Source organism: Limobrevibacterium gyesilva (genome assembly GCF_025989185.1).
In the GTDB taxonomy this organism is placed as follows: domain Bacteria; phylum Pseudomonadota; class Alphaproteobacteria; order Acetobacterales; family Acetobacteraceae; genus Limobrevibacterium; species Limobrevibacterium gyesilva.
On record NZ_JAPDNT010000008.1, the window covers coordinates 50,600 to 74,505 of the forward strand.

The 23,906-nt window shown below is 69.7% G+C and carries 21 protein-coding genes; 10 read left to right on the forward strand and 11 right to left on the reverse strand.

Annotated features, from left to right (window positions below; all coding sequences use genetic code 11):
* Nucleotides 1–28: 28 nt before the first annotated feature.
* A complete protein-coding gene (locus OL599_RS12310; RefSeq protein WP_264714069.1) occupies nt 29–1,213 on the reverse strand; it encodes an extracellular solute-binding protein in 1,185 nt (394 codons plus the stop codon).
* 202 nt (nt 1,214–1,415) lie between these two features.
* On the opposite strand from OL599_RS12310, the gene OL599_RS12315 reads away from it, so the two are divergent.
* Nucleotides 1,416–2,186, forward strand: coding sequence for an SDR family NAD(P)-dependent oxidoreductase (locus OL599_RS12315; protein WP_264714071.1), 771 nt, complete (start codon nt 1,416–1,418; stop codon nt 2,184–2,186).
* Nucleotide 2,187: 1 nt separating this feature from the next.
* On the opposite strand, the gene OL599_RS12320 is transcribed toward OL599_RS12315, so the two are convergent.
* The 4 genes from OL599_RS12320 to OL599_RS12335 all read right to left on the reverse strand — a co-directional run bounded on the left by OL599_RS12320 (nt 2,188) and on the right by OL599_RS12335 (nt 6,571).
* Nucleotides 2,188–3,708, reverse strand: a complete 1,521-nt coding sequence (locus tag OL599_RS12320; protein ID WP_264714072.1) for a tetratricopeptide repeat protein — start codon at nt 3,706–3,708, stop codon at nt 2,188–2,190.
* A gap of 101 nt (nt 3,709–3,809) precedes the next feature.
* The gene (locus tag OL599_RS12325) at nt 3,810–4,568 is read right to left on the reverse strand and encodes an SDR family NAD(P)-dependent oxidoreductase (RefSeq protein ID WP_264714073.1); all 759 of its coding nucleotides are present in this window, start codon (nt 4,566–4,568) and stop codon (nt 3,810–3,812) included.
* Between the two features lie 86 nt (nt 4,569–4,654).
* Nucleotides 4,655–5,614 carry a class I SAM-dependent methyltransferase gene (locus tag OL599_RS12330; RefSeq protein WP_264714074.1) on the reverse strand — a complete coding sequence of 320 codons (960 nt, stop codon included), beginning with the start codon at nt 5,612–5,614 and terminating at the stop codon, nt 4,655–4,657.
* Nucleotides 5,615–5,620: 6 nt separating this feature from the next.
* Nucleotides 5,621–6,571 carry an NAD(P)H-dependent flavin oxidoreductase gene (locus OL599_RS12335; protein WP_264714075.1) on the reverse strand — a complete coding sequence of 317 codons (951 nt, stop codon included), beginning with the start codon at nt 6,569–6,571 and terminating at the stop codon, nt 5,621–5,623.
* A gap of 197 nt (nt 6,572–6,768) precedes the next feature.
* Between OL599_RS12335 and pimC the strand changes: the two genes are divergently transcribed.
* From pimC to OL599_RS12355, 4 genes are all read left to right on the forward strand, one after another.
* Complete coding sequence (gene pimC, locus OL599_RS12340) at nt 6,769–7,971, forward strand: pimeloyl-CoA dehydrogenase large subunit (protein ID WP_264714076.1); 1,203 nt, start codon at nt 6,769–6,771, stop codon at nt 7,969–7,971.
* A 17-nt stretch (nt 7,972–7,988) separates the two neighbouring features.
* A complete protein-coding gene (locus OL599_RS12345) occupies nt 7,989–9,125 on the forward strand; it encodes an acyl-CoA dehydrogenase family protein (RefSeq protein WP_264714077.1) in 1,137 nt (378 codons plus the stop codon).
* Nucleotides 9,126–9,215: 90 nt separating this feature from the next.
* Complete coding sequence (locus OL599_RS12350) at nt 9,216–10,163, forward strand: 3-hydroxyacyl-CoA dehydrogenase family protein (RefSeq protein WP_264714078.1); 948 nt, start codon at nt 9,216–9,218, stop codon at nt 10,161–10,163.
* On the forward strand, nt 10,160–10,945 hold the full coding sequence (locus OL599_RS12355) for an SDR family NAD(P)-dependent oxidoreductase (RefSeq protein ID WP_264714079.1): 786 nt from the start codon (nt 10,160–10,162) through the stop codon (nt 10,943–10,945). The genes OL599_RS12350 and OL599_RS12355 overlap by 4 nt, the downstream gene beginning before the upstream one ends.
* 14 nt (nt 10,946–10,959) lie before the next feature.
* On the opposite strand, the gene OL599_RS12360 is transcribed toward OL599_RS12355, so the two are convergent.
* Nucleotides 10,960–12,168 (reverse strand): MFS transporter, encoded by a 1,209-nt coding sequence (locus OL599_RS12360; protein WP_264714080.1) that lies wholly within the window; start codon nt 12,166–12,168, stop codon nt 10,960–10,962.
* Nucleotides 12,169–12,372: 204 nt separating this feature from the next.
* Between OL599_RS12360 and OL599_RS12365 the strand changes: the two genes are divergently transcribed.
* A complete protein-coding gene (locus OL599_RS12365) occupies nt 12,373–13,506 on the forward strand; it encodes an AGE family epimerase/isomerase (protein ID WP_264714081.1) in 1,134 nt (377 codons plus the stop codon).
* Between the two features lie 6 nt (nt 13,507–13,512).
* Here OL599_RS12365 and OL599_RS12370 read toward each other — a convergent pair whose 3' ends face one another.
* From OL599_RS12370 to OL599_RS12380, 3 genes are read right to left on the reverse strand one after another with little or no spacing between them, the layout of a single operon-like run.
* Nucleotides 13,513–14,448, reverse strand: a complete 936-nt coding sequence (locus OL599_RS12370) for an NAD(P)-dependent oxidoreductase (RefSeq protein ID WP_264714082.1) — start codon at nt 14,446–14,448, stop codon at nt 13,513–13,515.
* A gap of 11 nt (nt 14,449–14,459) precedes the next feature.
* Nucleotides 14,460–15,749 (reverse strand): phosphopyruvate hydratase, encoded by a 1,290-nt coding sequence (gene eno, locus OL599_RS12375; RefSeq protein ID WP_264714083.1) that lies wholly within the window; start codon nt 15,747–15,749, stop codon nt 14,460–14,462.
* A complete protein-coding gene (locus OL599_RS12380; RefSeq protein ID WP_264714084.1) occupies nt 15,746–16,816 on the reverse strand; it encodes a phosphotransferase family protein in 1,071 nt (356 codons plus the stop codon). The genes eno and OL599_RS12380 overlap by 4 nt, the downstream gene beginning before the upstream one ends.
* Between OL599_RS12380 and OL599_RS12385 the strand changes: the two genes are divergently transcribed.
* From OL599_RS12385 to OL599_RS12400, 4 genes are all read left to right on the forward strand, one after another.
* Nucleotides 16,815–18,434, forward strand: a complete 1,620-nt coding sequence (locus OL599_RS12385; protein ID WP_264714085.1) for a GMC family oxidoreductase — start codon at nt 16,815–16,817, stop codon at nt 18,432–18,434. The two genes, OL599_RS12380 and OL599_RS12385, sit on opposite strands and share 2 nt — an antisense overlap.
* Nucleotides 18,386–19,588, forward strand: coding sequence for a beta-eliminating lyase-related protein (locus tag OL599_RS12390; protein WP_264714086.1), 1,203 nt, complete (start codon nt 18,386–18,388; stop codon nt 19,586–19,588). The genes OL599_RS12385 and OL599_RS12390 overlap by 49 nt, the downstream gene beginning before the upstream one ends.
* 32 nt (nt 19,589–19,620) lie before the next feature.
* Entirely contained in the window at nt 19,621–20,910 is a 1,290-nt protein-coding gene (locus OL599_RS12395) for an amino acid deaminase (protein ID WP_264714087.1), read from the forward strand.
* Between the two features lie 93 nt (nt 20,911–21,003).
* Nucleotides 21,004–22,473, forward strand: a complete 1,470-nt coding sequence (locus OL599_RS12400) for a M81 family metallopeptidase (RefSeq protein ID WP_264714088.1) — start codon at nt 21,004–21,006, stop codon at nt 22,471–22,473.
* A 120-nt stretch (nt 22,474–22,593) separates the two neighbouring features.
* Here the strand turns inward: OL599_RS12400 and OL599_RS12405 are convergent, their stop codons facing one another.
* Both OL599_RS12405 and OL599_RS12410 read right to left on the reverse strand, forming a co-directional pair.
* Nucleotides 22,594–22,716: a hypothetical protein gene (locus tag OL599_RS12405; RefSeq protein ID WP_264714089.1), complete on the reverse strand. Its 123-nt coding sequence runs from the start codon at nt 22,714–22,716 to the stop codon at nt 22,594–22,596.
* A gap of 1 nt (nt 22,717) precedes the next feature.
* Nucleotides 22,718–23,905, reverse strand: coding sequence for an MFS transporter (locus tag OL599_RS12410; RefSeq protein ID WP_264714090.1), 1,188 nt, complete (start codon nt 23,903–23,905; stop codon nt 22,718–22,720).
* Between the last annotated feature and the right edge of the window lies 1 nt (nt 23,906).

The following is a 23,906-nucleotide window of genomic DNA, read 5'->3' on the forward strand; positions in this document are numbered from 1 at the left end:
GGAGGCGGGTTCTTCGCGGGCCTTCCGATCAGCGGCCCTTTTTGGAGCCGATCCGCTCGTCCCAGATGCGGAAGGCGCGCACCATCTTCTCCGGCGTCAGCGGCAGCTCGATCGGATTGTCCCGGATCAGCGCCGCATATTCCGGGCGGCCGAACTCGGCGATGGCGTCCTGGCTTTTCTTCGGCGCCATCGACAGCGGCACGTTCTTCACCGCGGGGCCGGGATACAGATAGCCCTCGTCATACGACACCGCCTGCTGCTCCGGCTTCAGCAGGAAGCCGATCAGGTCCAGCAGCACCGCAAGCTTTTCGTCCGAGACGCCTTTCGGGATGCAGATGAAGAACGCGTCGGATACCCAGTGGAAGCCCTTCAGCGTGGCGATCCTCGCTTCCTTCGGCACCACGCCGAGCACGCGCGGATTGATGTCCCATCCGGTCGTGGACACGATCATGTCGCGTGAGCCTTCGCCCAGCTCCTTCATGGTCGCACCCGTGCCGGCCGGGTAGTATTCGATGAGGGGGTTCAGCGCTTCCAGATACGCCCAGGTCTTTTCCCAGCCCCGCTCCGGGTCCTTCGGGTCGGTGTCGCCCAGCAGATAGGGCAGGCCCATCATGAAGGTCCGGCCGGGGCCGGAATTGGCGGGCCGGGCATACATGAAGCGGTTGGGATGCGCCTTCGCCCAGGCCAGCAATTCCTCGGCGGTGGCGGGGGGCGTTGCGACACGCTCCGGCAGGTATTCCAGCAGCGGGCCGGAGGGATAGTAGTTGATGACGACGCCATAGCCCTGGCCCTGCGCGCGGTGCAGGTTCAGTGCCGCCGGCTCGTAGTTCTCCTCCAGTCCCGGGAGGCGGCTGGCATGTGCCGGCAGAAGCTGGATCCACGATCCCTGCTCCAACCCTGCGGCGAGGCCGTCGCTGCCGGTCAGCACCATGTCGATATCGACACGGCCGGCATTCTGCTGCGCCTTCAGCTTGGCGCCGAGCTCCGGCGCCGGCGCCTTGGTGTAGACGAGGCGGGAAACGAGATCGGGCCTTGCCTTGGCATAGGCGTCGAACGCCGCCTGCATCAGCGCGAGCGCGCCGCCGACGTCGAGGATCGAGACCTGCAAAGGGGATTTCGGAAAGGAAAGCCCCTGGGCGCCGGCGGCGGCGGACAGCAGCGGTGCCCCGGCCAGCCCACCCAGCAGCGTTCGGCGCCTGAGTCTGTCGGTCATGCGGTCGGCTCCTCTCGATCTTGTTGCGCGCAATGCGTGTCGTTTCGGCAGCGCCGAAGCGTGGTGCCGCGGCCGCCGCGCTGTCAACCGATGGCCGAACCACCCGCTGCCGTGCTTGACGCCATAACCGGCCGCGCACTACCGATGTGCCGGGCCGCACCAGAACGGCCGCCGCATCGCAACCGCGCCGAGGGAAACGATCATGCACCCCGATGATGCCGTCTATCCCAGCCTGCGTGACCGCGTGGTGTTCGTTACCGGCGGCGCCTCGGGCATCGGGGCGGCGCATGTCGCGCATTTTGCCGCCCAGGGCGCGCGGGTGGCCTTCGTGGATATCCAGGCCGACGCGGCCGCATCAGTCGCCGATGCCGTGGCCGCGGCGGGGCATGCGAAGCCGCTGTTCATCCCCTGCGACCTGCGCGACATCCCGTCTTTGCAATCCGCCGTAAGGATGGCGGCACAGGAACTTGGCCCGGTCGCGGTGCTGGTCAACAACGCCGCCCACGACCAGCGCCACAATTGGCAGGACATGACGGTCGACTACTGGGAAGAGCGGCTGCAGGTGAACCTGCGGCACCAGTTCTTCGCCATCCAGGCGGTGGCGCCGATGATGCAGCAGCAGCGCCGGGGATCGATCATCAATTTCGGCTCGGTCAGCTGGCACCTGGCCCAGGGCGGCATGCCCGCCTACACCACCGCCAAGGCCGGGGTGGAGGGGCTGACCCGCAGCTTCGCCCGCGACCTCGGCGCCGACAACATCCGCGTGAATTGCGTCATCCCCGGCTGGATCATGACCGAGCGGCAGAAGGCGCTGTGGCTGACGCCGGAGGCCGAGGCCGCGACATTGAAGGCGCAGTGCCTGAAGCAGATGCTGATGCCGGACGATGTGGCGCGGTTGGTGCTGTGGCTGGCATCCGACGACAGCCGCATGTGCACCGCCCAGACATGGACGGTGGACGCCGGGCGCTCATAGCTCAGCCGGCGAGGGCCGCCGCCACTGCCGCGATCGTCGGTTCCCATTCGCGTAGGTTCGCCTGGCGGAACAGCCGCGCGGTGGGATACCAGGGCGTGTCGGTGCGCCCGCGCATCCAGCGGAAATCGGCGCTCGCCTGAACCATGATCCAGGTCGCAAGCCCCATCGCGCCGGCGAGATGGGCCACCGCGGTGTCGACCGAGATCACCAGATCCATGCAAGCGAGCAGGGCGGCGGTCTCGCCGAAATCGCTCAGCAGACCGGCGTGATTGCGGATGTGCGGCGCGGCGGCGAGGAAGGCGGCGTCGGATTCGCGGATGTCCTTTTGCACCACGTGCAGCTCCACGCCGGTGGCCGCGAGTGTGGGCAGCAACTGCCCGGCCGGGATCGAGCGCAGGGCGTCCTCGGGATGGTCGGCGCTGCCTGACCAGGCGACCCCGACGCGCCGCCGCGTGCGCGGCCCCAGGCGGCACGCCCAGGCGGCAACGCGATCGGCGGCCGGGTGCAGATAGGGGACATCGGCGGGAATCGTTGTGAGCCCGGTCGCGAAGGCCAATGGCAGGCTCAGCAACGGGCAGCGGACATCATAGGCGGGCAGGGGATCGTCTCGCGGGTGATCGCCTTGCGCGATGACGCTGTCGGCGAGCGGCCGCAGCAAACCCACCAGCGGCTCCTGCACCTGCAGCACGATATGCGCGCCACGGCGGCGCACGAGCTGCGCGTAGCGGACGAACTGGATGCTGTCGCCCAGGCCCTGCTCGGCATGCAGCAGCACTCTGCGTCCGGCGACGTCCTCGCTGCCGCGCCAGGGTTCGTCGGGAAAATCCGGCATGTCCTCCTGAAACCGCGGATCCTGCCAGCGCGCCTCGTAGGCTCTCCAGCCGTTGGCGAAATCGCCCATGGACAGCAGCGCGAGGCCCTCGCCGAAGCGCGCCTGCACCTGGTCGGCATCCAGGGCCACTGCGCGCCGGAACCATTCCACCGCCTCGTCCGGCCGGTTCTGCGACAGCAGGGCGCCGCCGAGGTTGTTGCACGCCTCGGCGTAGTCCGGCCGGGCCGCCAGCGACCGGCGCAGATAGGCCTCGGCCTCCTCCGGCCGGTGCAGGGCCAGCAGCGCCGAGCCGATATTGTTGAGCGTGCCGAAATACTCCGGCCGGATGGCCAGTGCCGCCTGGTAGCAATCGATGGCGTCGTCATGCCGTCCCTGCGCCCGCAGCGCGTTGCCGAGATTGTTATGCGCCCCGGCATGATCGGCGTCCGCTGCCAACGCCCGGCGATAACACGTCTCTCCTTCCTCGGGCTGTCCGGTGGCGAGCAGCGCGTTGCCGAGATTGTAGTGCAACTCGGCCAGGTCGGGCGCGGCTGCGATCCCCGCCCGGTACTCGCGGATGGCGTCATCGAACCGGCCGCGTGCCATCAATGCGTTGCCGAGCGCGGCATGCGCGTGGGCGTCATCGGGCCGGTCCGCCAGCGCTGCGCGGCATCTGGCGACCTGCTGCTCCTGGCTTTCCGGTGCCGGCATGCGGGTCATGCTGCCACGACAGGCACGATACGAAAAGCGGAATGATCCGCGTCAGCCCGGCTTGTCGCTGTGTCCCGCCCCGGCTGCCGCCTATGTCACCCTCAGAACGAGGTGAAGCCGTCATCCGCGGCGATGACGGCGCCGTTGATGAAGCGTGACGCCTCGCGCGCGCACAACAGCAACAGCAGGCCGTCCAGATCCTGCGGCTCGCCCATGCGCCGGCGCGGCAGGCCCTGCACCATGCGCTGCCCGGCCTCGGTCTGCAGGAAATCGGCGCTGATCTCGGTGGCGATATAGCCGGGGCAGATGGCGTTGGTGTTGATGCCGTGCCGCGCCCATTCGCGCGCCATCACATGAGTCATCTGGGTGACGCCGGCCTTGGACATGCAGTACACGCCGAGTTGCCCCAGCGTGCGCAACGCGGCGACGGAGGCGATGTTGACGATGCGGCCTTCGATCCGGTGGCGGATCATCTGCCGCGCCGCCGCCTGGGCCATGAAGAACGCGCCCTTCAGATTGGTGTCCATCACGGCGTCGTAGGCGTCTTCCTCGACGTCCTCCAGCCGCGCCTGGCGGCTGACGCCGGCATTGTTGACCAGGATCTCGATGGGGCCCAGCTGCTGCTCCACCGCCGCGGCGGCCTCGCGCACCGAGGCCGTGCTGGTGACGTCGATGGCCAGCGTGATGACACGGCCGCCGGCGGCGCGGAGCTCGCCAGCCAGCGCCTCCAGCCGGTCGGTGCGCCGGGCGCCGATCGCGAGCGCCGCGCCCTCCCGCGCCAGGACCTGCGCGAAGCGGCGGCCAAGACCCGACGACGCGCCGGTGACCAGCGCGACCCTGCCGGCGATACCCGTCTCCATCCAGTCGTTTCCCCTCGGTACAGGCACGGTCAATCTGTTGCCCGGCGTCCCGGCCTGTCAACGCCGCGCCTTGGCACCCGGCCGCGTCAGCAGGCCGGTTCGGACACGGCCAGGCCGGACACGGTCCTGTCCGACAGCGGCCGCCGCAGCAGCAGCCCGAAATAGGCGATGCGCAACTCCGCGTCGCTGAAGCCCGCGAATTGCCGGTGCAGCGCGCCGCGCGGCGTCGGCAGCACGGGCCAGCGCGACAGGAACGGGACCGATGCTTCGAGGCCGGCCTCGCGTGCCCGCGCCAGGATCTCCGTGCAGCGCAGGCGGTTGGTATAGAAGCCGCTGCCGGCCATCGCGGGATGCTCCCAGAGCGCATCGGGGAAGCGGAGATTGTTCAGCCGGCCGCCGAGATGGTCCATCAGGTCCACGAAATGATAGGCAAGACCATCCGGGGCCAAGATGCGCCGCGTCTCCGCCAGCAGCCGGTCGAACGTGCCGCGGCCCACGTGCTCCAGCACCATGTAGGACACGATCAGGTCGATCGAGCCGGCGGGAATCCGCCCCAGATCGCCGGTTCCGCCGGTGAGGTATCGCGCACCCAGGCTCGCCAGCATCGCCGCGCGCGACGACAGATCGACCCGGGCGGCAAAGTCCGGGCAGTCAGCCTCGATCAGCCGGACGATGCGCTCGTACACCGCCATGTCCGCGGTCGCGAAATCGCCGGCATCCACCAGCCAGATCGTGCGCACGCCTTCGGCGGCGGCATACAGCGCGTTCGCCAGGCTGTCGCCCGGACCCAGCTCCAGCATCGCCTCCGGCCCGCGGCCGGTCAGCGCCGTATGCAACGCGATCGCCCGGCGGATCTCGTCGCGATGGCCGATCGTCGCCGCCCAGTAGCTGTGCACGCCGATGCCCAGCCGCCGGCGCCAGGCATAGCTGGGCAGGACACGTGACAGCACCATCTTGGCGCCGATCTTCACCCACCAGGGCACCCGGCTGCCGCGCGCCGCCTGTGCATCGAACACGGTTTCCCGTGTCGTCAGGTCGAAGCTCATGCGGCGTTACAGCGCGAGCCGCTGGCGTGCCGCCCGGTATTCCTCGGCCAGCCGCGCGACCAGTGTTGCCGCCGGCACCACGTCCGTCACCGCCCCGATGCCCTGGCCGGAGCCCCAGATGTCCTTCCATGCCTTCGGCTTGTCGGCGCCGAAATTCATCTTCGTGGGGTCGGAGCTCGGCAGGTTCTCGGGATCCAGTCCCGCACGCATCAGGCTCGGCTTGAGGTAGTTGCCGTGCACGCCGGTGATCAGGTTGGTATAGACGATGTCCGACGCGGCACTCTCCACGATCATCTGCTTGTAGGCTGCGGCGGCGTTCGCCTCCGCGGTGGCGATGAAGGCCGAGCCGATATAGGCGAGGTCCGCCCCCATGGCCTGCGCGGCCAGGATGGCGCCGCCATTGGCGATGGCGCCGGACAGCGCCACCGGCCCGTCGAACCAGGCGCGGATCTCCTGGATCAGCGCGAACGGCGACAGGGTGCCGGCATGGCCGCCGGCGCCGGCGGCGACCGCGATCAGCCCGTCCGCCCCTTTCTCGATCGCCTTGTGGGCGAACCTGCTGTTGATGACATCATGCAGCACGAGGCCGCCATAGCTGTGGGCGGCACGGTTCACGTCCTCCCGCGCGCCGAGCGAGGTGATCAGGATCGGGACGCGGTACTTCACGCACATCTCGAGGTCGTGATCCAGGCGCGTATTGCTGCGGTGCACGATCTGGTTCACCGCGAACGGGGCGGCCGGCTGGTCCGGGTGCTTCGCGTCGTGCTCGGCCAGTTCGCCGGTGATGCGTTTCAGCCATTCCTCCAGCAGCTCCGCCGGGCGGGCGTTCAGCGCCGGGAAGCTGCCGACGATGCCCGCCTTGCACTGGGCAACCACCAGGTCGGGGTTGGAGACGATGAACATCGGCGAGCCGATCACCGGCAGGCGCAGGCGTTGCAGGACGGGGGGCAGGGACATTACGGATCTCGTTCGGGGTCGGGCGGCAACTCTGCCACGCCGGCGGCCCCGCCGTCCAAGCCCGCCCGGGCCGGGTGAATGGTGGTGGACAAGGTGCGCGGTCTGCCTGAGGCTGCGCCACCGGCTGAACACCCGGGTTCGCCGGTATCGGCATGGCCGATCCGGGCTGCGGATGACGACGGATCGAGGAGGATCGCATGGACCTTAAATTCACCCCGGAGGAACACGCCTTCCGCGAGGAGGTGCGCCATTTCTTCCGCACCGCGGTCCCCGAGAGCATCCGCCGCAAGGTGCTGGAGGGCCAGCACCTCACCAGGCAGGAGATCGTCGCCTCCCAGCGCATCCTCAACGAAAAGGGCTGGGCGGTGCCGAACTGGCCGGTGGAGTGGGGCGGTCAGACCTGGACCCCGGTCCAGGTCTACCTGTACCAGGACGAGATGCAGCAGGCCGGGGTGCCCGCGCCGCTGGGCTTCAACACCTCGATGGTCGGCCCGGTGATCGCGGAGTTCGGCAGCCAGGCGCAGAAACAGCGCTTCCTCGCCCGGGCCGCCAATCTCGATGACTGGTGGTGCCAGGGCTTCTCGGAGCCGGGCGCCGGCTCGGACCTCGCCAGCCTTCGCACCAAGGCCGAGCGCGTCGGCGACACCTGGGTGATCAACGGCCAGAAGACCTGGACCACGCTGGCCCAGCATGCCGACTGGATCTTCGTCCTGTGCCGCACCAACCCCACCGCCAAGAAGCAGGAGGGCATTTCGTTCATCCTGTGCGACATGAAGACGCCGGGGATCAAGGTGCGGCCGATCGAGACGATCGACGGCGGCCATGAGGTCAACGAGGTGTTCTTCGACGATGTCGTGGTGCCCTACGAGAACCTCGTCGGGCAGGAGAACAAGGGTTGGGATTGCGCGAAGTTTCTGCTCGGCAACGAGCGCACCGGCATCGCCCGCGTCGGCACCTCGAAGGCGCGGCTGAAACGCATCCGCGAGTTGGCGAAGCTGGAGCGCGTGGGCGACCGGCCCTTGATCGAGGACCAGAAGTTCCGCGAGAAGCTGGCCGCCGTCGAGATCGAGCTGAAGGCGCTGGAAATGACCCAGCTGCGCATCGTCGCCGACGAGCGCGGACGCCAGAAGGGCAAGCCCAATCCGGCCTCGTCGATCCTGAAGCTGAAGGGCTCGGTGATCCAGCAGGCGACGACCGAACTGATGCTGGAAGTGGCCGGACCCTACGCCATGCCCTACGTCGCCAGCGACGAGGGCGATGGCCGCAACGAACCCGGCTACGGCCCCGACTATGCCGCCGGCGCCGCGCCCACCTACTTCAACTGGCGAAAGATCTCGATCTACGGCGGATCGAACGAGATCCAGCGCAACATCGTCGCCAAGGCGATCCTCGGGTTTTAAGACGGAGTTCCGGGACCATGGATTTCGACTTCAGCGACGACCAGCGCCTTCTGAAAGACAGCGTCGACCGGCTGATCGCCGATCGCTACGATTTCGAGCAGCGCAAGAAATACGCGAACGAGCCGGATGGCTGGAGCCGCGACATGTGGGCGCGCTATGCGGAGCTCGGCCTGCTCGGCCTGCCGTTCCCCGAGGCCGCGGGCGGTTTCGGCGGCGGCCCGGTCGAGACCATGACGGTGATGGAAGCCTTCGGCCGCGGCCTGGTGCTGGAGCCGTATTTCGCCACCGTCACCCTCGGTGGCGGCCTGCTGCGCCACGCCGGCAGCGAGCGGCAGCAGGCGGCACTGCTGCCGCAGGTGGCCGCGGGCGAGCTGAAGCTCGCCTTCGCGCATGTCGAGCGGCAGTCGCGCTACGACCTGCAGGATGTCGGCGTCACCGCCACGCGCGACGGCGCGGGCTGGCTGCTGAACGGCGAGAAAAGCGTCGTGCTGCACGGCGATTCCGCCGACAAGCTGCTGGTGACCGCGCGCACCGGCGGCAGCCGGCGCGATCCCGGCGGCATCGGCGTGTTCCTGGTCGACGCCACGGCCGGGGGCGTGTCGCGGCGCGGCTACCCGACGCAGGACGGGCTGCGCGGCGCCGAGGTCTCGTTCGCCAATGCCCGCGCCGAGGACGTGCTGGGCGATCCCGGCGGCGCCCTGCCGGCGGTGCAGCGCGTCGCCGACGAGGCGATCGCGGCCCTGTGCGCCGAGGCGGTGGGCGGCATGGCGGCGATGCACGCGCTCACCGTCGACTACATGAAGACGCGTAAGCAGTTCGGCCGCGCCATCGGCGAGTTCCAGGTGTTGCAGCACCGCGCGGTGGACAACTTCGTGGCGCTTGAGCAGGCCCGCAGCATGGCGATGTACGCGACCATGATGGCGGCCTCCGACGACGCCGCCGAGCGCCGCCAGGCGGTTTCCGCGGCCAAGGTGCAGATCGGCCGGTCCGGCCGGCATATCGGCCAGGAAGCCGTGCAGCTGCACGGCGGCATCGCCATGACCATGGAGTACAAGGTCGGCCATTACTTCAAGCGCATGACCATGATCGAAATGCTGTTCGGCGACACCGACCAGCATCTCGCGGTCGTGGCGGGCGGCGGCGGCCTGTTCTAGCTGCCGGCTTCGTGGACTGGACGTATTGACCGGGCACAGTGGGGCAGCGCCAGCGCGCCTTCCCGTACGGATGAATCGAGGAACATGAGCATGAGGGTTTCCGTCTTCGGCGCCGGCCTGATGGGCCACGCGCTGGCGCTGGTGCACGCCCTGGGCGGGCACAGCATCCGCATCACCGACAATAACGAGCAGACATTGGAGCGCTCGCTGGGGCTGATGCAGACCGCGCTCGCCACGCTGCGCGACGCCGGCGAGGTCGATGCGTCCTGGACCAGCGAACGCCTGGCCGCGGCGGTCACGCGCTGCCCGACGGTGGCGGCGGCGCTGGAAGGGGCGGAGCTGGTCGTCGAAGCCATCGTCGAGAAGCCCGAGGCCAAGCGCGCGCTGTACACGGAAATCGATGCGCTGGCGCCGCTGGACGCGATCATCGCCAGCAACACCAGCTATCTCGACATCTTCCCGCTCATGCCCGAACGCCGGCAGGCGCGCACGCTGATCGCGCACTGGTACACGCCGCCTTATCTCGTGGACCTCTGCGACATCGTCGGCAGCGACAAGACCGATCCGGCGGTGATCGAGACGGTGCGCAAGGTCGTTGCCGCCATGGGCAAGGTGCCCGTGGTGATGCAGCGCTTCATCCCCGGCTACATCGCCAACCGCATCCAGTCGGCGATCACGCTGGAGGTGAACCGGCTGATCGACGAAGGCTATGCCACCGCCCAGGACGTCGACGCCGCCGTGATCCACGGCCTGGCCTTGCGCATCCCCATCCTCGGCCACATGGCCAAGGCCGATTTCACCGGCCTGCTGCTGACCCAGGCGGCACTTGCCAACCGCATGTACGCGCCGCCGGACGTGAAGGGCCACAGCCCGACCGTGGACCGGCTGGTGGCCGACGGGCGCACCGGCGTGATGAGCGGCAAGGGCTATTTCGACTGGGGCGGCCGCAGCCCGGACGAACTGTTCCGCGAACGCGACCGCAAATTGCTGGCCCTGAAGCGCGCCCTGCGCGAAATCGGCCATATGGAGGGCAAATGACCAGTCTTTCGGCTGCGAACAAGCTGCGCTACGACCTCTCGGGCAAGGCGGCGCTGGTCACTGGCGCCGCATCCGGCATCGGGCTGGCCACCGCCACCATGCTCGCGCGCAACGGCTGCGCCGTCGCCGTGAACTTCCTGCCCGACGACCCCCGCGGGCCGGAAGCGGTGGCGAACCTGCGCCAGGAAGGGCTGAACGCCGTCGAGGCCCCCGGCCATGTCGGCCGCGCCGGCGACTGCGAGGCAATGGTCGAAGCCGCGATCGGCCGCCTTGGCCGGCTCGACCTCCTGGTGAACAATGCCGGCACGCCCGGCGTGACCGAGGTGGTGGAGCCGAAGCGCCTCGACCTCATCACCGAGGAGCTGTGGGAGACGGTGCTGCAGACCAACCTGCTCGGCGTGTTCCGTTGCTCCAAGGCCGCCGCGCCCTGGCTGAAGGAATCGCGCGGCGCCATCGTCTCGGTCGCCTCGATCGCCGGGATTCATTCCGCCGGAAGCTCGCTTGCCTATGGCGCGACCAAGGCCGGCGTGGTGAACCTGACCGTGAACCTGGCGCGCGGATTGGCGCCGGAGGTGCGGGTGAACGCCATCGCGCCGGGTGCGGTGGACAGCTCGTGGCAGATCGCGTGGGGCGAGGAACGCCGTCAGCAATCCATCGACAAGGCCGCCCTGAAACGCCGCTGCACGCCGGACGATCTCGCCGAGGTCATCGTGTTCCTGGGTTTCGGCGCGTCCATGATCACCGGCCAGACGGTGGTGGTGGATGGCGGGCTGACGCTGTAGCGGGGGCGGGACCGTCAGGCGGTGCTCTGGCGGGCCGCCCGGCGCGCATTGGCCCGCCGCTCGCCCGCCAGCGCCATCACCACCGTCATCAGCATGAACACGACCGAGCCGCCGAACACCCAGCGCGGTTCGTTGCGGTCCATGATCCAGCCGAACAGCATCGGCCCGACCGTGCCGCCGATGTTGAAGCCGGTGGAGACGATGCCGAACACGCGGCCCTCGGCCCCCGGCGGCGAGGCGGCGCGGACCAGCATGTCGCGCGAGGGCATGATCATGCCGGACAGGAACCCACCCATGCCCATGGTCAGGATCAGCAGCGCCGGCCCCAACTGCACGGTGCCAACCAGCAGGATCAGCGCGCCGGTCAGTCCGAACCCGCAGGCGGCCACGTCGCCGTGGCGCTGTGTCTTGTCGGCGATGAAGCCGCCGGCCAGCACGCCCACGGCGCTGGCGCCCAGGAATGCCGTCAGCGCCGTGTTCGCGAGCGTCAGCGGCGTGTCGTAGATGGCGTTCAGCGCCACCGCGGAGAAGTTCTGGATCCCGCCCGTCGACAGCGAAAGCAGCGTGAAGAACGCCACCAGAGCCAGCACCGCGGGCGTCAGCAGCGACCGGCCGTCAACCGGCCGTGCTGCCGCGCGTGCGGGGGCCGCGCCATCGCTGCCGCGCGTCAGCAGCAGGGGCAGGGCGGCCAGCGGCCCGAGCAGGCCGGCCACGATCAGCGCCGCGCTCAGCCCGGCGGTGGCCGCCAGGACCAGCAATGTCGCGGGGGCGATGGCGCCGCCGAAATAGCCGGCGAAGGTGTGCACCGAGAACGCGCGCCCCATCCGTGCCTCGCCGATTCCCTTGGACAGGATGGCGTAGTCGGCCGGGTGGTAGACGCTGTTGGCGATGCCCGCCAACGCCGATGCCGCCAGCAGCCAGGGATAGGTCGGCACCAGCCCGACCGAGATGAACGCCGCCCCGCCCAGGAACAGCCCGAACACCAGCATGCGCCGCGGCCCTACCCGGTCCACGGCGAAGCCCATCGGCGCCTGCGCCAGGGCCGAGACGACATTGTACACCGTCAGCGCCAGGCCCAGCTCCACGAATCCCACCCCCAGCCGGTCCTTCAGCAGCGGGAACAGCGGCGGCAGCACCAGCATGTGGAAATGGCTGACGAGATGCGCGGCCGAGATCAGCGCCAGCGTCCGCGTCTCGGTCCTCCTGATGGATGGTTCCGGCATGGTGCTTTTGAATGCCCGTTTTTTGCGGCGGACCCGCTATTCCGGGCCAACTGGATCAACATGTTACTGGCCGGCTGTCCCGGAATTCGCGGGGTGCCTTGGGCGGACGGACATTAGCAGCAGACGGCAAGACCCGGAAATCCGCCATCGGCACCGCGGCGGCCGGGCATTGCGGGCCCTGGCAAATCCGTCTTTCCTGCGGCCATGCGCACGGCGACCTTAACCGACTCCCCGACTGGCTGGCTGATCGAACAGGCTTGGCCGCTGTGGCTGCAGCATGGCGTGGACTGGGCCGCCGGGGCCTTCCACGAGTCGTTGGACCCGGCGACGCTGACCTGTCCCGCCCCCTTCCGCCGCCTGCGCGTGGCCGCCCGCCAGACCTACGTGTTCGCCCAGGCCGCGCGCGCCGGCGTGCCGCGCGCCGAGGCGGCGCTGCGGCTGGGGATGCATTTCCTGCGCACCCATGCTCGCCAGGAAGATGGCGGCTATGCGTGGCGCTTCGGGCTCGACAACGCGCCGATCGACCAGACCCGCGACCTCTACGACCACGCCTTCGTGCTGCTGGCCTTCGCCGAGGCGGCGGCGGTGCTGCCCGGCGCCGGCCTGGACGGCGATGCGGCGGCGCTGTCGGCCTATATCGACCGGCATTTCCCGCACCAAGCCGGCGGCTTCCGCGAATCGCTGCCCGATCGCGCGCCGCGCCGGCAGAACCCGCATATGCACCTGCTCGAAGCCCTGCTCGCGGCACACGAGACGTTCGGCGGATGCCGCTATCTCGATCGGGCGGAGGCGCTGGTCGCCCTGCTGCTCGACCGGCTGCTGCAGCCGGCCGAAGGCGCGTTGCCGGAGTTCTTCGATCCGTCGCTGCGGCCGCTGCGCGATGCCCAGGGGCGATTCGTCGTGGAGCCCGGGCATCATTTCGAATGGGTCTGGCTGCTCGACCGCCATCTGCATTTGTCCCGCGCGGCCGGCCGCGAACCGCCGGCCGCGCCGATCGAGGCCGCCATGCGCCGGCTGATGCAGCATGCCGAGGCGCACGGCATCGACGCGGCCAGCGGCCTGGTGCTGGCCTCCGTCCACAGCGACGGCACGCTTTGCGACCCCGCCATCCGCCTGTGGCCGCAGACCGAGCGCCTGAAGGCCGCCGCCGCCCGCCCCGATCTGGCCCGCATCGGCGCGGCGCGCTGCCTGGAACTGCTGGGCCTGCATTTCGCCGGTGCCCCGCCTGGCTTGTGGCAGGAATGGCTGCGGCCCGGCGGCACCGTCGATCGCTCTCCGGCGCCGGCCAGCAGCCTGTATCATCTCACCTGCGCACTGACGGCGGTTGCGGGGAGATAACCCGCGCTACTGCACCCGGTGCAGCAACGCTTCGCCCGCCACCAGGCGCCGGCAGTTCTCGGCGGCGATGGACAGGCTGCGGTCGAAGGTGCCGGTGGTCAGCCACGCCACATGCGGCGCCACCACCACGTTGGGCAGGCGGAACAGCGCGTCGGACGGATCGGCCGGCTCCTGCGCGAACACGTCCAACCCCGCCGCCCCCAACCGGAAGCTGGCCAAGGCAGCGGCCAATGCCGCCTGGTCCACCAGCCCGCCGCGTGCCGTGTTCACCAGCACCGCGCCGGGCTTCATGCGCGCGATCGCGGCGGCGTCGATCATCCGTTCGGTGTCCGCCGTCAGCGGCACGTGCAGCGATACCACATCGCTCTCGGCCAGCAGCGCGTCCAGCGGCCGATGCTCGCCCACCGCATCGGGCTTCGGCGTGCGCGCCGCATACAGCACGCGGCAACCCAGGGCCGCCAGCACCGGAGCCAGGATGCGCGGCACCGCGCCATAGCCCACCAGCCCGACGGTGCGCCCCCCGAGCTCGCCCAACCGGTCCTGCACCGCGGGATCTGCACCCCAGGCGCCCGTGCGCAGGCCGGCATCGAATAGCGGCAGCCGGCGCAGCGCCGCGAGCATCAGCAGCAGCGCCATTTCCGCCACGGCGCGCGAATTGGTGCCGGGCAGGTTGCACACGGGAATGCCGCGCGCCGCCGCCGCCGCCAGATCGATGGTGTTCACGCCCACGCCGATCTTCTGGATCAGCCGCAGCCGCGGCGCGGCTGCGATCACGGCGGCCGAGCAGGGCTTCAGCACGTGCCACAGCACCTCGGCCTCCGCCATCGCCGCCAGGAAGGCCGCATCGTCAGGCTCCGGGCATACCGTCACCCGCAGCCCCGGCAGCGTTGCCATGCGCGCGGCCAGCACCGGGCCGGCGGCGTAGTGGAACACGACGTTCATCGCCACATCCGTCATCGGCGCGAGCGGCCCAACATGCTGCCGCCGGCGAAGCGGCCTTCCGGCCCCAGCGCCTCCTCGATGCGCAGCGCCTCGTTCCATTTCGCCATGCGTTCGCTGCGGGCGAAACTGCCCACCTTGAGCTGCCCGACGCCCCAGCCGATGGCCAGGTGCACGATCGTCACGTCCTCGGTTTCGCCGGAGCGGGCGGAGACGATGCCGCCGTAGCCGACCTCCTTCGCCGCGTTCCAGGCCGCCAGCGTCTCGGTCAGCGTGCCGCGCTGGTTCGGCTTCAGCAGCACGGCGTTCGCCGCCCCCTGCGCCGCCGCCTCGCGCACGCGGGCGGCCTCGCTCACCAGGAAATCGTCGCCGACCACCTGCACCCGGTCGCCGACCGCGCGGGTGAAGGCGGCGAACCCCTCGGCGTCGTCCTCGGCCAGCGGATCCTCGATGGAGACGATGGGATAGCGGTCGATCCAGCCGGTCAGCATCCCGATCATGCCGGCGCTGTCCAGTTCGCGCCCTTCCAGGCCCAGCCGGTAGCGCCCGCCCTTGCCGAACTCCGAGGCCGCGATGTCGAGCGCGATGGCCACCTGCTGGCCCGGAATCAGGCCCGCCCGCTCGATGGCGCGAACCAGCATTTCCAGCGCCTGCTCGTTGGTGGTGAAGGCCGGCCACCAGCCGCCCTCGTCGGCGACGCCCTGCAGCGTGCCGGCCTCCTGCATCAGCTTGCCGGCGGCGCGGTACACCTCGGCGGTCCAGTCCAGCGCCTGCGCGAAGCTGGCCGCAGCCGGGCAGACGATCAGGAAATCCTGGATGTCCACCCGCCGCCCGGCATGCGCGCCGCCGCCGAAGATCTGGATCTGCGGCAGCGGCAGCAGCGTGGCGTCGTGGCCGCCGAGATGCCGGTACAGCGGGATCCCCGCATGCGCTGCCGCGGCGTGCGCCGCGGCCATGGACACGGCGAGGATGGCGTTGGCGCCCAGCCGCGTCTTCGCCGGCGTGCCGTCCAGCGCGATCAGCGCGGCATCCACCGCCGCCTGGTCGGTGCCGTCCAGCCCGATCACCGCCTCGGTGATCGCGTCGTTCACGTTCGCGACGGCCCGGGTGACATCATAGCCGCCGAACGACGTCCCGCCGTCGCGCAGATCGAGCGCCTCGCCGGACCCGGTGGAGGCCCCGGCCGGGGCGATGGCGCGGCCCACCCCGCCACCCGCCAGCATCACCTCCGCCTCCACCGTCGGGCGCCCGCGGCTGTCCCACACGCGGCGGCCATGGACGAAGACGATCTCGGTGTCGCTCATGTGGTCAGGTCCTCTCTCCAGGCATCGCGGACCTGGGAAAGCCGGTCCGGCGGGTCGGCGAGCAGGGCGCGGGCGACGCGGCGCACCCGGTCTCGCCCGGCATCCTCGGTGATGTACTCGGCGGGCGACTTGCCATCCACCCGCGCCAGGAACAGGCCGGGCAGCAGCCGCGCGGCACGGCCTTCCAGCGCCGCCGGCGCTTCCCAGTCCACGCCGGACAGGTAGCCGTTCACCAATGCGTCGAAACAGGCAAGGAACCGCTCGCGCGCGGCGGGCGTCCACAGGCATTTCAGCAGCAGGTGGTTCAGGCAGAAGGCGAGGTCGAAGGCCGGGTCGCCCCACCAGGCGCATTCCGCGTCCAGGAACACAGGCCCGGCCGGCCCGACCAGGATGTTCTTCGGGCTGACATCGCCATGCACCAGCGCCCGCTTGTTGCCCTGCGTCGCCGCCACCAGCGCCAGCAGCGCGTCGGCCCGGTCCGGGTGGCGGCGTGCGGTGGCGACCAGATAGGGCTCCAGCCGGATGTCGTAGAAGATGGTGTCGGTGGGAAACTCCGCCGCGACCGACGGGTCGGCGGCCGTTGCGGCGTGGATGCGCACCAGGCTCTGCGCCACCGCGCCGGCAAAGCACGGATCGGCGCGGCCGTCGCGCAACTCGGTCTTCCACAGCCTGTATTCGGCCGCCGGCAGGAACTGCATGGCCAGCGACCCGCTTTCCGCGTCCTGGCCGAGCAGCGCCGGCGCCGCGCCGGGCACCGAAGCGGCGGCCCGCCGCATCCAGCGCGCTTCGTAGAGATTGCGCCCGACCGGCGCGCGCCAATCCGCGGCCACCCGCAGCCTGGCCAGCGCCCGCTTCACGCAGACCGGCCCCTGCGGCAGGTCGATCCGCCAGATGTCCGACGACACCCCCCCGGTCAGCGGCGCGCCGGCCGGCGTGGCGGCGCCCAGCAGCCCCATGCGGCGCAGGCCGTCCAGAATTTCTGGTGGTGGCGTTGTCTCTCCCATGGCGGCATCCTGTGCGCCGGCGGGATGCGAGGCAACCCGCGCCAGCAGGGAGAACCCGGCCATGGACACCATCGAAGCGGACTACATCGTCGTCGGCGCCGGTTCGGCCGGCTGCGTTGTCGCCGCGCGGTTGAGCGAGGACCCCTCCTGCCGCGTGGTGGTGCTGGAAGCCGGCGGCGAGGACACCAGCCCCTGGATCCACATTCCCCTGGGCTACGGCAAGACCATTGCCGACCCGCGTGTGAACTGGTGCTACGAGACCGAGGCCGATCCCGGCGTGAACGGCCGCAAGATCTTCTGGCCGCGCGGCAAGGTGCTGGGCGGCTCGTCCAGCATCAACGGGCTGCTGTATGTGCGCGGCCAGGCCGAGGACTTCGACCATTGGCGCCAGCTCGGCAATGTCGGCTGGTCGTTCGACGACGTGCTTGCCTACTTCAAGCGCTCCGAGGGCCGCCTGGGCGCTGGCGACGAACTGCGCGGGCGCGGCGGCCCGCTTGCGGTCAGCGACCTCGGCGAGCGCGACAACGAGCTGAACGAGGCCTACATCAAGGCGGCCGAGGAGGTCGGCATCCCCCGCAACCCCGACTACAACGGCCGGGTGCAGGAAGGGGTCGGCTACTTCCAGGTCACCGCCCGCAACGGCCGGCGCTGCAGTGCCGCGGTGGCCTTCCTGCGCCCGGCGATGAAGCGGGCGAACCTGCGGGTGATCACCCGCGCGCTGGCCGAGCGCGTGCTGTTCGCCGGCAAGCGCGCCGTCGGCGTCAGCTTCACCCGGGACGGCGATCGCACCACCGTGCGGGCGACGCGCGAGGTGATCCTGTGCGGCGGCGCCGTCAACTCGCCGCAATTGCTGATGCTGTCCGGCGTCGGCCCTGCCGAGCATCTGCAGGCCACCGGCGTCGAGGTCACCTACGACCTGCCGGGCGTCGGCGGCAACCTGCAGGACCATTTCCAGACGCGCTTCGTCTACAAGTGCAGGTTCCCGATCACCGTGAACGACATCATGATGAGCAAGGTCAAGATGGCGCGCATGGGGCTGCAATACCTGCTGTTCCGCAGCGGCCCGTTGACCGTCAGCGCCGGCACGGTCGGCATCTTCACCAGGACGCGGCCGGAGCTTGCCTCGCCGGACATCCAGTTCCACTTCATCGGCTTCTCCAGCGACCGGCCGGCCGAAGGGCTGCACAAATTCTCCGGCTTCTCGCAGAACGTGTGCCAGCTCCGCCCCGAAAGCCGCGGCGAGATCCTGCTGAAATCGCCCGATCCCACGGTGGCGCCGGCGATCCATCCGAACTACCTTGCCACCGAGCTCGATCGCTGGACCCTGGTCGAGGGGCTGAAGCTCGGCCGGCGCATCGCCGAGCGGCCGGTGATGCAGCATTATATCGAGAGCGAATATCTGCCGGGGGCGGACGTGACGACGGATGACGAGTTGCTGGAATATGCGAAACAATTCGGCGGCACGATCTACCACCCCTGCGGCACCTGCAAGATGGGCCCGGACCCGATGGCGGTGGTGGACGACCAGTTGCGCGTGCACGGACTGACCGGCCTGCGTGTCGCCGACGCCTCGATCATGCCCACCATGGTGTCCGGCAACACCAACGCCGCCTGCATCATGATCGGCGAGAGATGCGCCGACTTCGTGCGCGGCCAGGCAATGGCGCGAGCGGCGGCGTGATCTACGAAACGCTCGGCGTTCCCACGCTGATCAACGCCGCCGGAACCGTCACACGCCTGTCGGGCGGCATCATGGCGCCGGAAGTGGCGGAAGCGATGCGCCAGGCGTCGCTGGCCTGTGTGGACATGGTGCAGTTGCAGGCCGCCGCCTGCCGCGTCATTCGCGAGGCCACGGGTGCGCCGGCAGGGATCGTGACATCCGGCGCGTCCGCCGCCGTGCTGCTGGGCGCGGCCGCCTGCCTCGCTGGCCTCGATCCCGGCCGCATGAACCGCCTGCCGGAGGTGCCGGACGGCCGGCGCGCCTTCGTCGTGGTGCGCAGCCAACGCAACATGTACGACCGCGCCCTGGTGGTGGCCGGTGCCCGCATCGTCGAAGTCGGCATCCCCGACCGCTACAGCGGCCCCGGCGTGCGCGATGCCGCCGCCTGGGAGATCGAGGAGGCGATCGGTCCGGACACGGCCGGCATCTACTATCTGGCCCAGGCGCAATCGCGCCCGGCGCTGCGCGATGTCGCCAGCATCGCGCGCCGGCACGGCCTGCCGGTGCTTGTGGACGCCGCGGCGCAGCTGCCGCCGGCCTGCAACCTGAAGCGCTATCTGGACGAGGGAGCCGACCTGGTCTGCTTCAGCGGCGGCAAGGCGATCGGCGGCCCGCAATCCTCGGGCATATTGTGCGGCCGCGCCGACCTCGTTGCCTCCGCCCTGCTGCAGATGCTCGACCTCGATGTCGATCCCGAAACATGGTCGCCGCCGGCGGAGTTCGCCGCACTCGCGCAATTGCGCGGCCTGCCGCATCACGGCATCGGCCGTTCCTGCAAGGTGGGCAAGGAGGAGATCGCCGGCCTGCTGGTGGCGCTGCAACGCTTCGCCGCCGCCGATCCCGCGGCACGGCGCGAAAGCTGGCGCGCCATCCTGCAGACGATCATGGACGCCGCCGGCGGCGACGACCTGCGGATCGCAAGCGGCCCGGTGCCGATGCTGGCCTGGGATGTCGGGCCGGCGGCGCGCGGGCTGGCGGCGCGCCTGCTGGCAGGCCAGCCGTCCATCGCCTGCAACATGGGGCGCGCCGACGACGGGGTGCTGTTGTTTCACCCCATGGCGTTGACGCCGGCCCACGCGCATGAGATCGGCTTGCGGCTGCGCACGCTGCGATAATTCAAGGCCGCTGGCCGGCAAGGAGGAAATGAATGGACGTCACCGACATCGGCAGCACCATGCTGGACCACCGCGTGAAGGGCATGCCCGGCGGCATCGCACCGTTCCGGCTCGATGCGATCGGCGCCCGGGGCTGGAACGTTCTGCGCGAGGACATGACCCTGCCGCTCGCCGTGCTGAAGGATAGTGCGCTCACCCATAACAGCCACTGGATGCGCGACTTCCTGGTGCGCTCCCACGCGGTGATCGCGCCGCACGGCAAGACCACGATGGCGCCGCAGCTGTTCGCGCGCCAGATCGAGGACGGCGCCTGGGCGATCACGCTGGCCACACCGCAGCAGATCCAGATCGCCCGCGATTTCGGCTTCTCGCGCATCGTGCTCGCGAACCAGCTCGTGGGCCGGCAGGCGATCCGCTACGTGCTCGACGAGTTGAAGCGCGATCCGGCGCTGGATTTCTACTGCCTCGTGGACTCCGAAGCCGGCGTCGCGCAACTCGCCGAAGCCGCGCGCGCCGCCAAGGTCGGCCGCCCGCTGCAGGTGCTGCTGGAAGGCGGCATGCCAGGCGGCCGCACCGGCTGCCGCGATCGCGAGTCCGGCCTGCGTGTCGCGCGTGCGGTGAAGGCGGCCGAGCCGTTCCTGACGCTGCGGGGCGTGGAAGGGTTCGAGGGCATCGCCCGCGGCGCCACCCGTGCGGAAATCGAGACGACGGTGCGCGGCTTCCTCGACCTGCTGATCGATCTTGCGCGCGCCTGTGAAGCCGAAGACCTGTTCACACCGGGCGAGATCATTCTCTCCGCCGGCGGCTCGGCGTTCTACGACATGGTGCTGGCGCGCTTCATCCATGCCGGACTCAGCCGCCCCACCCGCGTGGTCACGCGCAGCGGCTGCTACCTCACGCATGATTCCGTGAGCTACCGCCGCTTGTTCGCCGACATCGTCGATCGCACCCCGGCGGCGGCGGCTGGCGGCGGGCTGCAGCCGGCGCTCGAGGTCTGGGCCTATGTCCAGTCGCGGCCGGAGCCGAACAAGGTGCTGCTGACCATGGGCAAGCGCGACATCTCCGCCGACGATCCGCCGCTGCCGCAGACCTGGTTCCGCCCGGGCAGAGCCGCGCCGGAAAATGTCGGGCCGGGCCATGTCGTCACCGGGTTGAACGACCAGCATTGCCACATGACCGTTCCGGCGGACTCGCCGCTGCAGGTGGGCGACATGGTCTCGTTCGGCGTGTCGCATCCCTGCCTGACCTTCGACAAATGGCAGGTGATCTGCGTGGTGGACGACGCCTACAACGTGACCTCGGCGGTCCGCACGTTCTTCTGACGGAGTCTATGGTTTGACGTCCCTGGCGCTTGACAGTGCCAGGGACGCCGCGTGTTGATAGCGCCAACAAACGAGCACCGGAGAGATGCCAGCATGCGCCTGTTCGCAGCCACGATTGCGACCGAAACGAATACGTTCTCGCCGCTGCCGACCTCCATCGATGCCTACAAGGAAAGCGTCTTCCTGCGCCCCGGCGAGCACCCGAACGACACGCCGCTGATGTGCACGGCGCCGCTGTGGGTCGCGCGCCGCCGCGGCGCCGCCGAGGGCTTCACCCTGATCGAAGGCAGCTGCTTCGCCGCGAGCCCCGCGGGCACCACCAACCGCGCCGACTACGAGACCATGCGCGACGAGATCCTGGACCAGGTGCGCGCCGCCCTGCCGCTGGACGGCGTGCTGCTGGGCCTGCACGGCGCGATGGTTGCGCATGGCTACGACGACGTCGAGGGCGACGTGATCGAGCGGGTGCGCGCACTGGTTGGCAAGGACTGCGTCATCGGCGTCGAGCTGGACCCGCACTGCCACCTGACGCTGAAGCGCGTCCGCCTCGCCGACATCATCGTCCTGTACAAGGAGTTTCCGCACACCGACGTGGTGGACCGGGCCGAGGACCTGCTCGACCTCGTGCTGAAGACGTTGCGCGGACAGGTGAAGCCGGTGATGGCGATGTATGATTGCCGGCAGATCGGCAGCTACCCGACCACCCTGCCGCTGATGCGCGCCTTCGTCGACCGCATGATGGCGATGGAGGGCAAGGATGGCGTTCTGTCCGTCTCTATCGGCCACTGCTTCCCCTATGCCGACGTGCCGGAAATCACCGGGCGCATCCTGGTCGTCACCGACGGCGACAAGGCCAAGGCCGATCGCCTGGCTACCGAGATCGGCCAGGAATTCATCTCCATGCGCGGCAAGACCGCCCCTGACTACCTGGAGGTGGACGCGGGCATCACCGCCGCCGTCGCTGCCAACGCCGCGCCCGTGGTGCTGGCCGACCCCGCCGACAATGCCGGCGGCGGCGCACCCTCGGACAACACCACCATCCTGCGCCGCCTGATCGAGCGCGGCGTGCAGGAGGCGGCGATCGGCCCGATCTGGGATCCCATCGCCGTGCGCCTGTGCTTCGACGCCGGCCTGGGCGCCGAGTTCCCGCTGCGCTTCGGCGGCAAGATCGGCCCCACCTCCGGCGCGCCGGTCGATGCCAAGGTGATGGTCACCGGCCTCGCGCGCGATTGCTGGCAAAGCTTCGGGCCCACCCAGGTGCCGCTGGGCGATTGCGCCTGCGTCAAGGTCGGCGGCGTGGAAGTGGTGCTGATCTCGAACCGCACCCAGGCGCTGGGGCTGGAACTGTTCCGCAATGTCGGCGTCGAGCCGACCGAGCGGAAGCTGGTGGTGGTGAAATCGACCAACCATTTCATGGCCGCGTTCGGTCCGATCGCCAAGAAGGTGATCTACATCGACAGCGACGGCCCGCTCAGCCGCGACTATCGGCGCATTCCCTACACGAAGATCCAGCGCCCGGTCTGGCCGCTCGACGAACAGACGTCGCCCGGCCTGATTTTCTGAAGCATGGCCGGTGCTTCCATCGGCACCGGCCATGCTGCAGCTTTGGCTTTGCCGCGCAATGCTATCGGTTCGGATGTGTCCATCTGATACCAACGGCCCTTGACGATGACCCTTCCATCGTCAAGGGCCGTTGGTATCGCGCGCCGGGTTGGTGGGCGGCGGCGCGCAAAATAACGACTCGTACCAGCGGCCATTCTTCATGGCCGCTGGTATGAACCGATAGTGCTGCAGGAAGAGCGTCATGCTACGGGTCGGACCTGACCCAGGCGACCCAGGCCAGCGCCAACGCGCCCAGGCCGCACATCGCCATTCCCATCACCGCGGCCATCGGCCCGATCCAGTCGGCCAGCGCGCCCACCAGCAGCACGCCCAGCGGCCCGGTGCCGATGCACACGGTGATGAGACCCATCAGCCGCGACCGTACGGCAACCGGTGCGCCGGTGATGATCAGCGTTGTCTGCATGTTGCTGAATCCGGCCGTGCCCAACCCGCCCAGCACCAGCACGCCGCACGCCAGCGCATATTCCGGCGCCAGCGGCATCAGCATCGCCGCCAGCATGAACATCGACGACCCGCCCAGGAACAGCAGGCGCGGCGACATGGCCGGTGTACGCATCGCCAGCGCCAGACCGCCGATCAGCGCGCCAAGCGGCTCGGCAGCCGCCAGCAATCCCACCATGGCCGATGACACCTGGAACACCTGGCGGCCGATCGGCGCCACCAGCGCTGCATAGGAGAAGCCGAACATGTTCATCGCCACCGTCACGGCCAGCACGCTGCGCACCACCGCATCGCGCCGGGCAATGGCGAAACCTTCCGCGAGGTCGCGTGGCACATGGCCGACCGCCAGACGTTTCGTCACCTGCGCGTGGCGGATAGGTGCCAGCAGCAGCGCCGTCAGCAGCGTGAGACCGATGGAGCAGGCATAGGTGCCGCCCAGCCCGATCAGGCCGAACGCCGCGGCGCCCAGCATCGGCCCGATCATGCGCGTGAGCGCTCCGGCGAGGCTGTCCAGCGCGATCACCCGCGAGACGAAAGCGGGTGCCGCCAGTTCGCCCACCATGCGCCGGCGGGTGGACATGTCCGCGGACCAGACGCAACCGCTGACGAACGCGGCCAGCGCGATATGCCAGGGCTCCACCACGCCGGCGCGCGCCAGCAGAAACACCGTGACGGAACTGCTGGCGACGATTGCCATGCCCACGGCCTGGATCGTCTTCCGGTTCACGGACTCGGACAGCACGCCCGCCAGCGCCCCGAGCAGCAGCAGCGGCAGGGTCCGGGCAGCCGAAACCGCGGCCACCGCGAATCCGGAGCCGGTCTGCTCCAGTGTGAACAACGCAGCCGCCAGCATCTCCATGAAGCGCACGACGTTGTTCGTGCCGCCGATCGCCCACAGGCGTACGATATCTGGTGTTGCGATCCGCGGCACT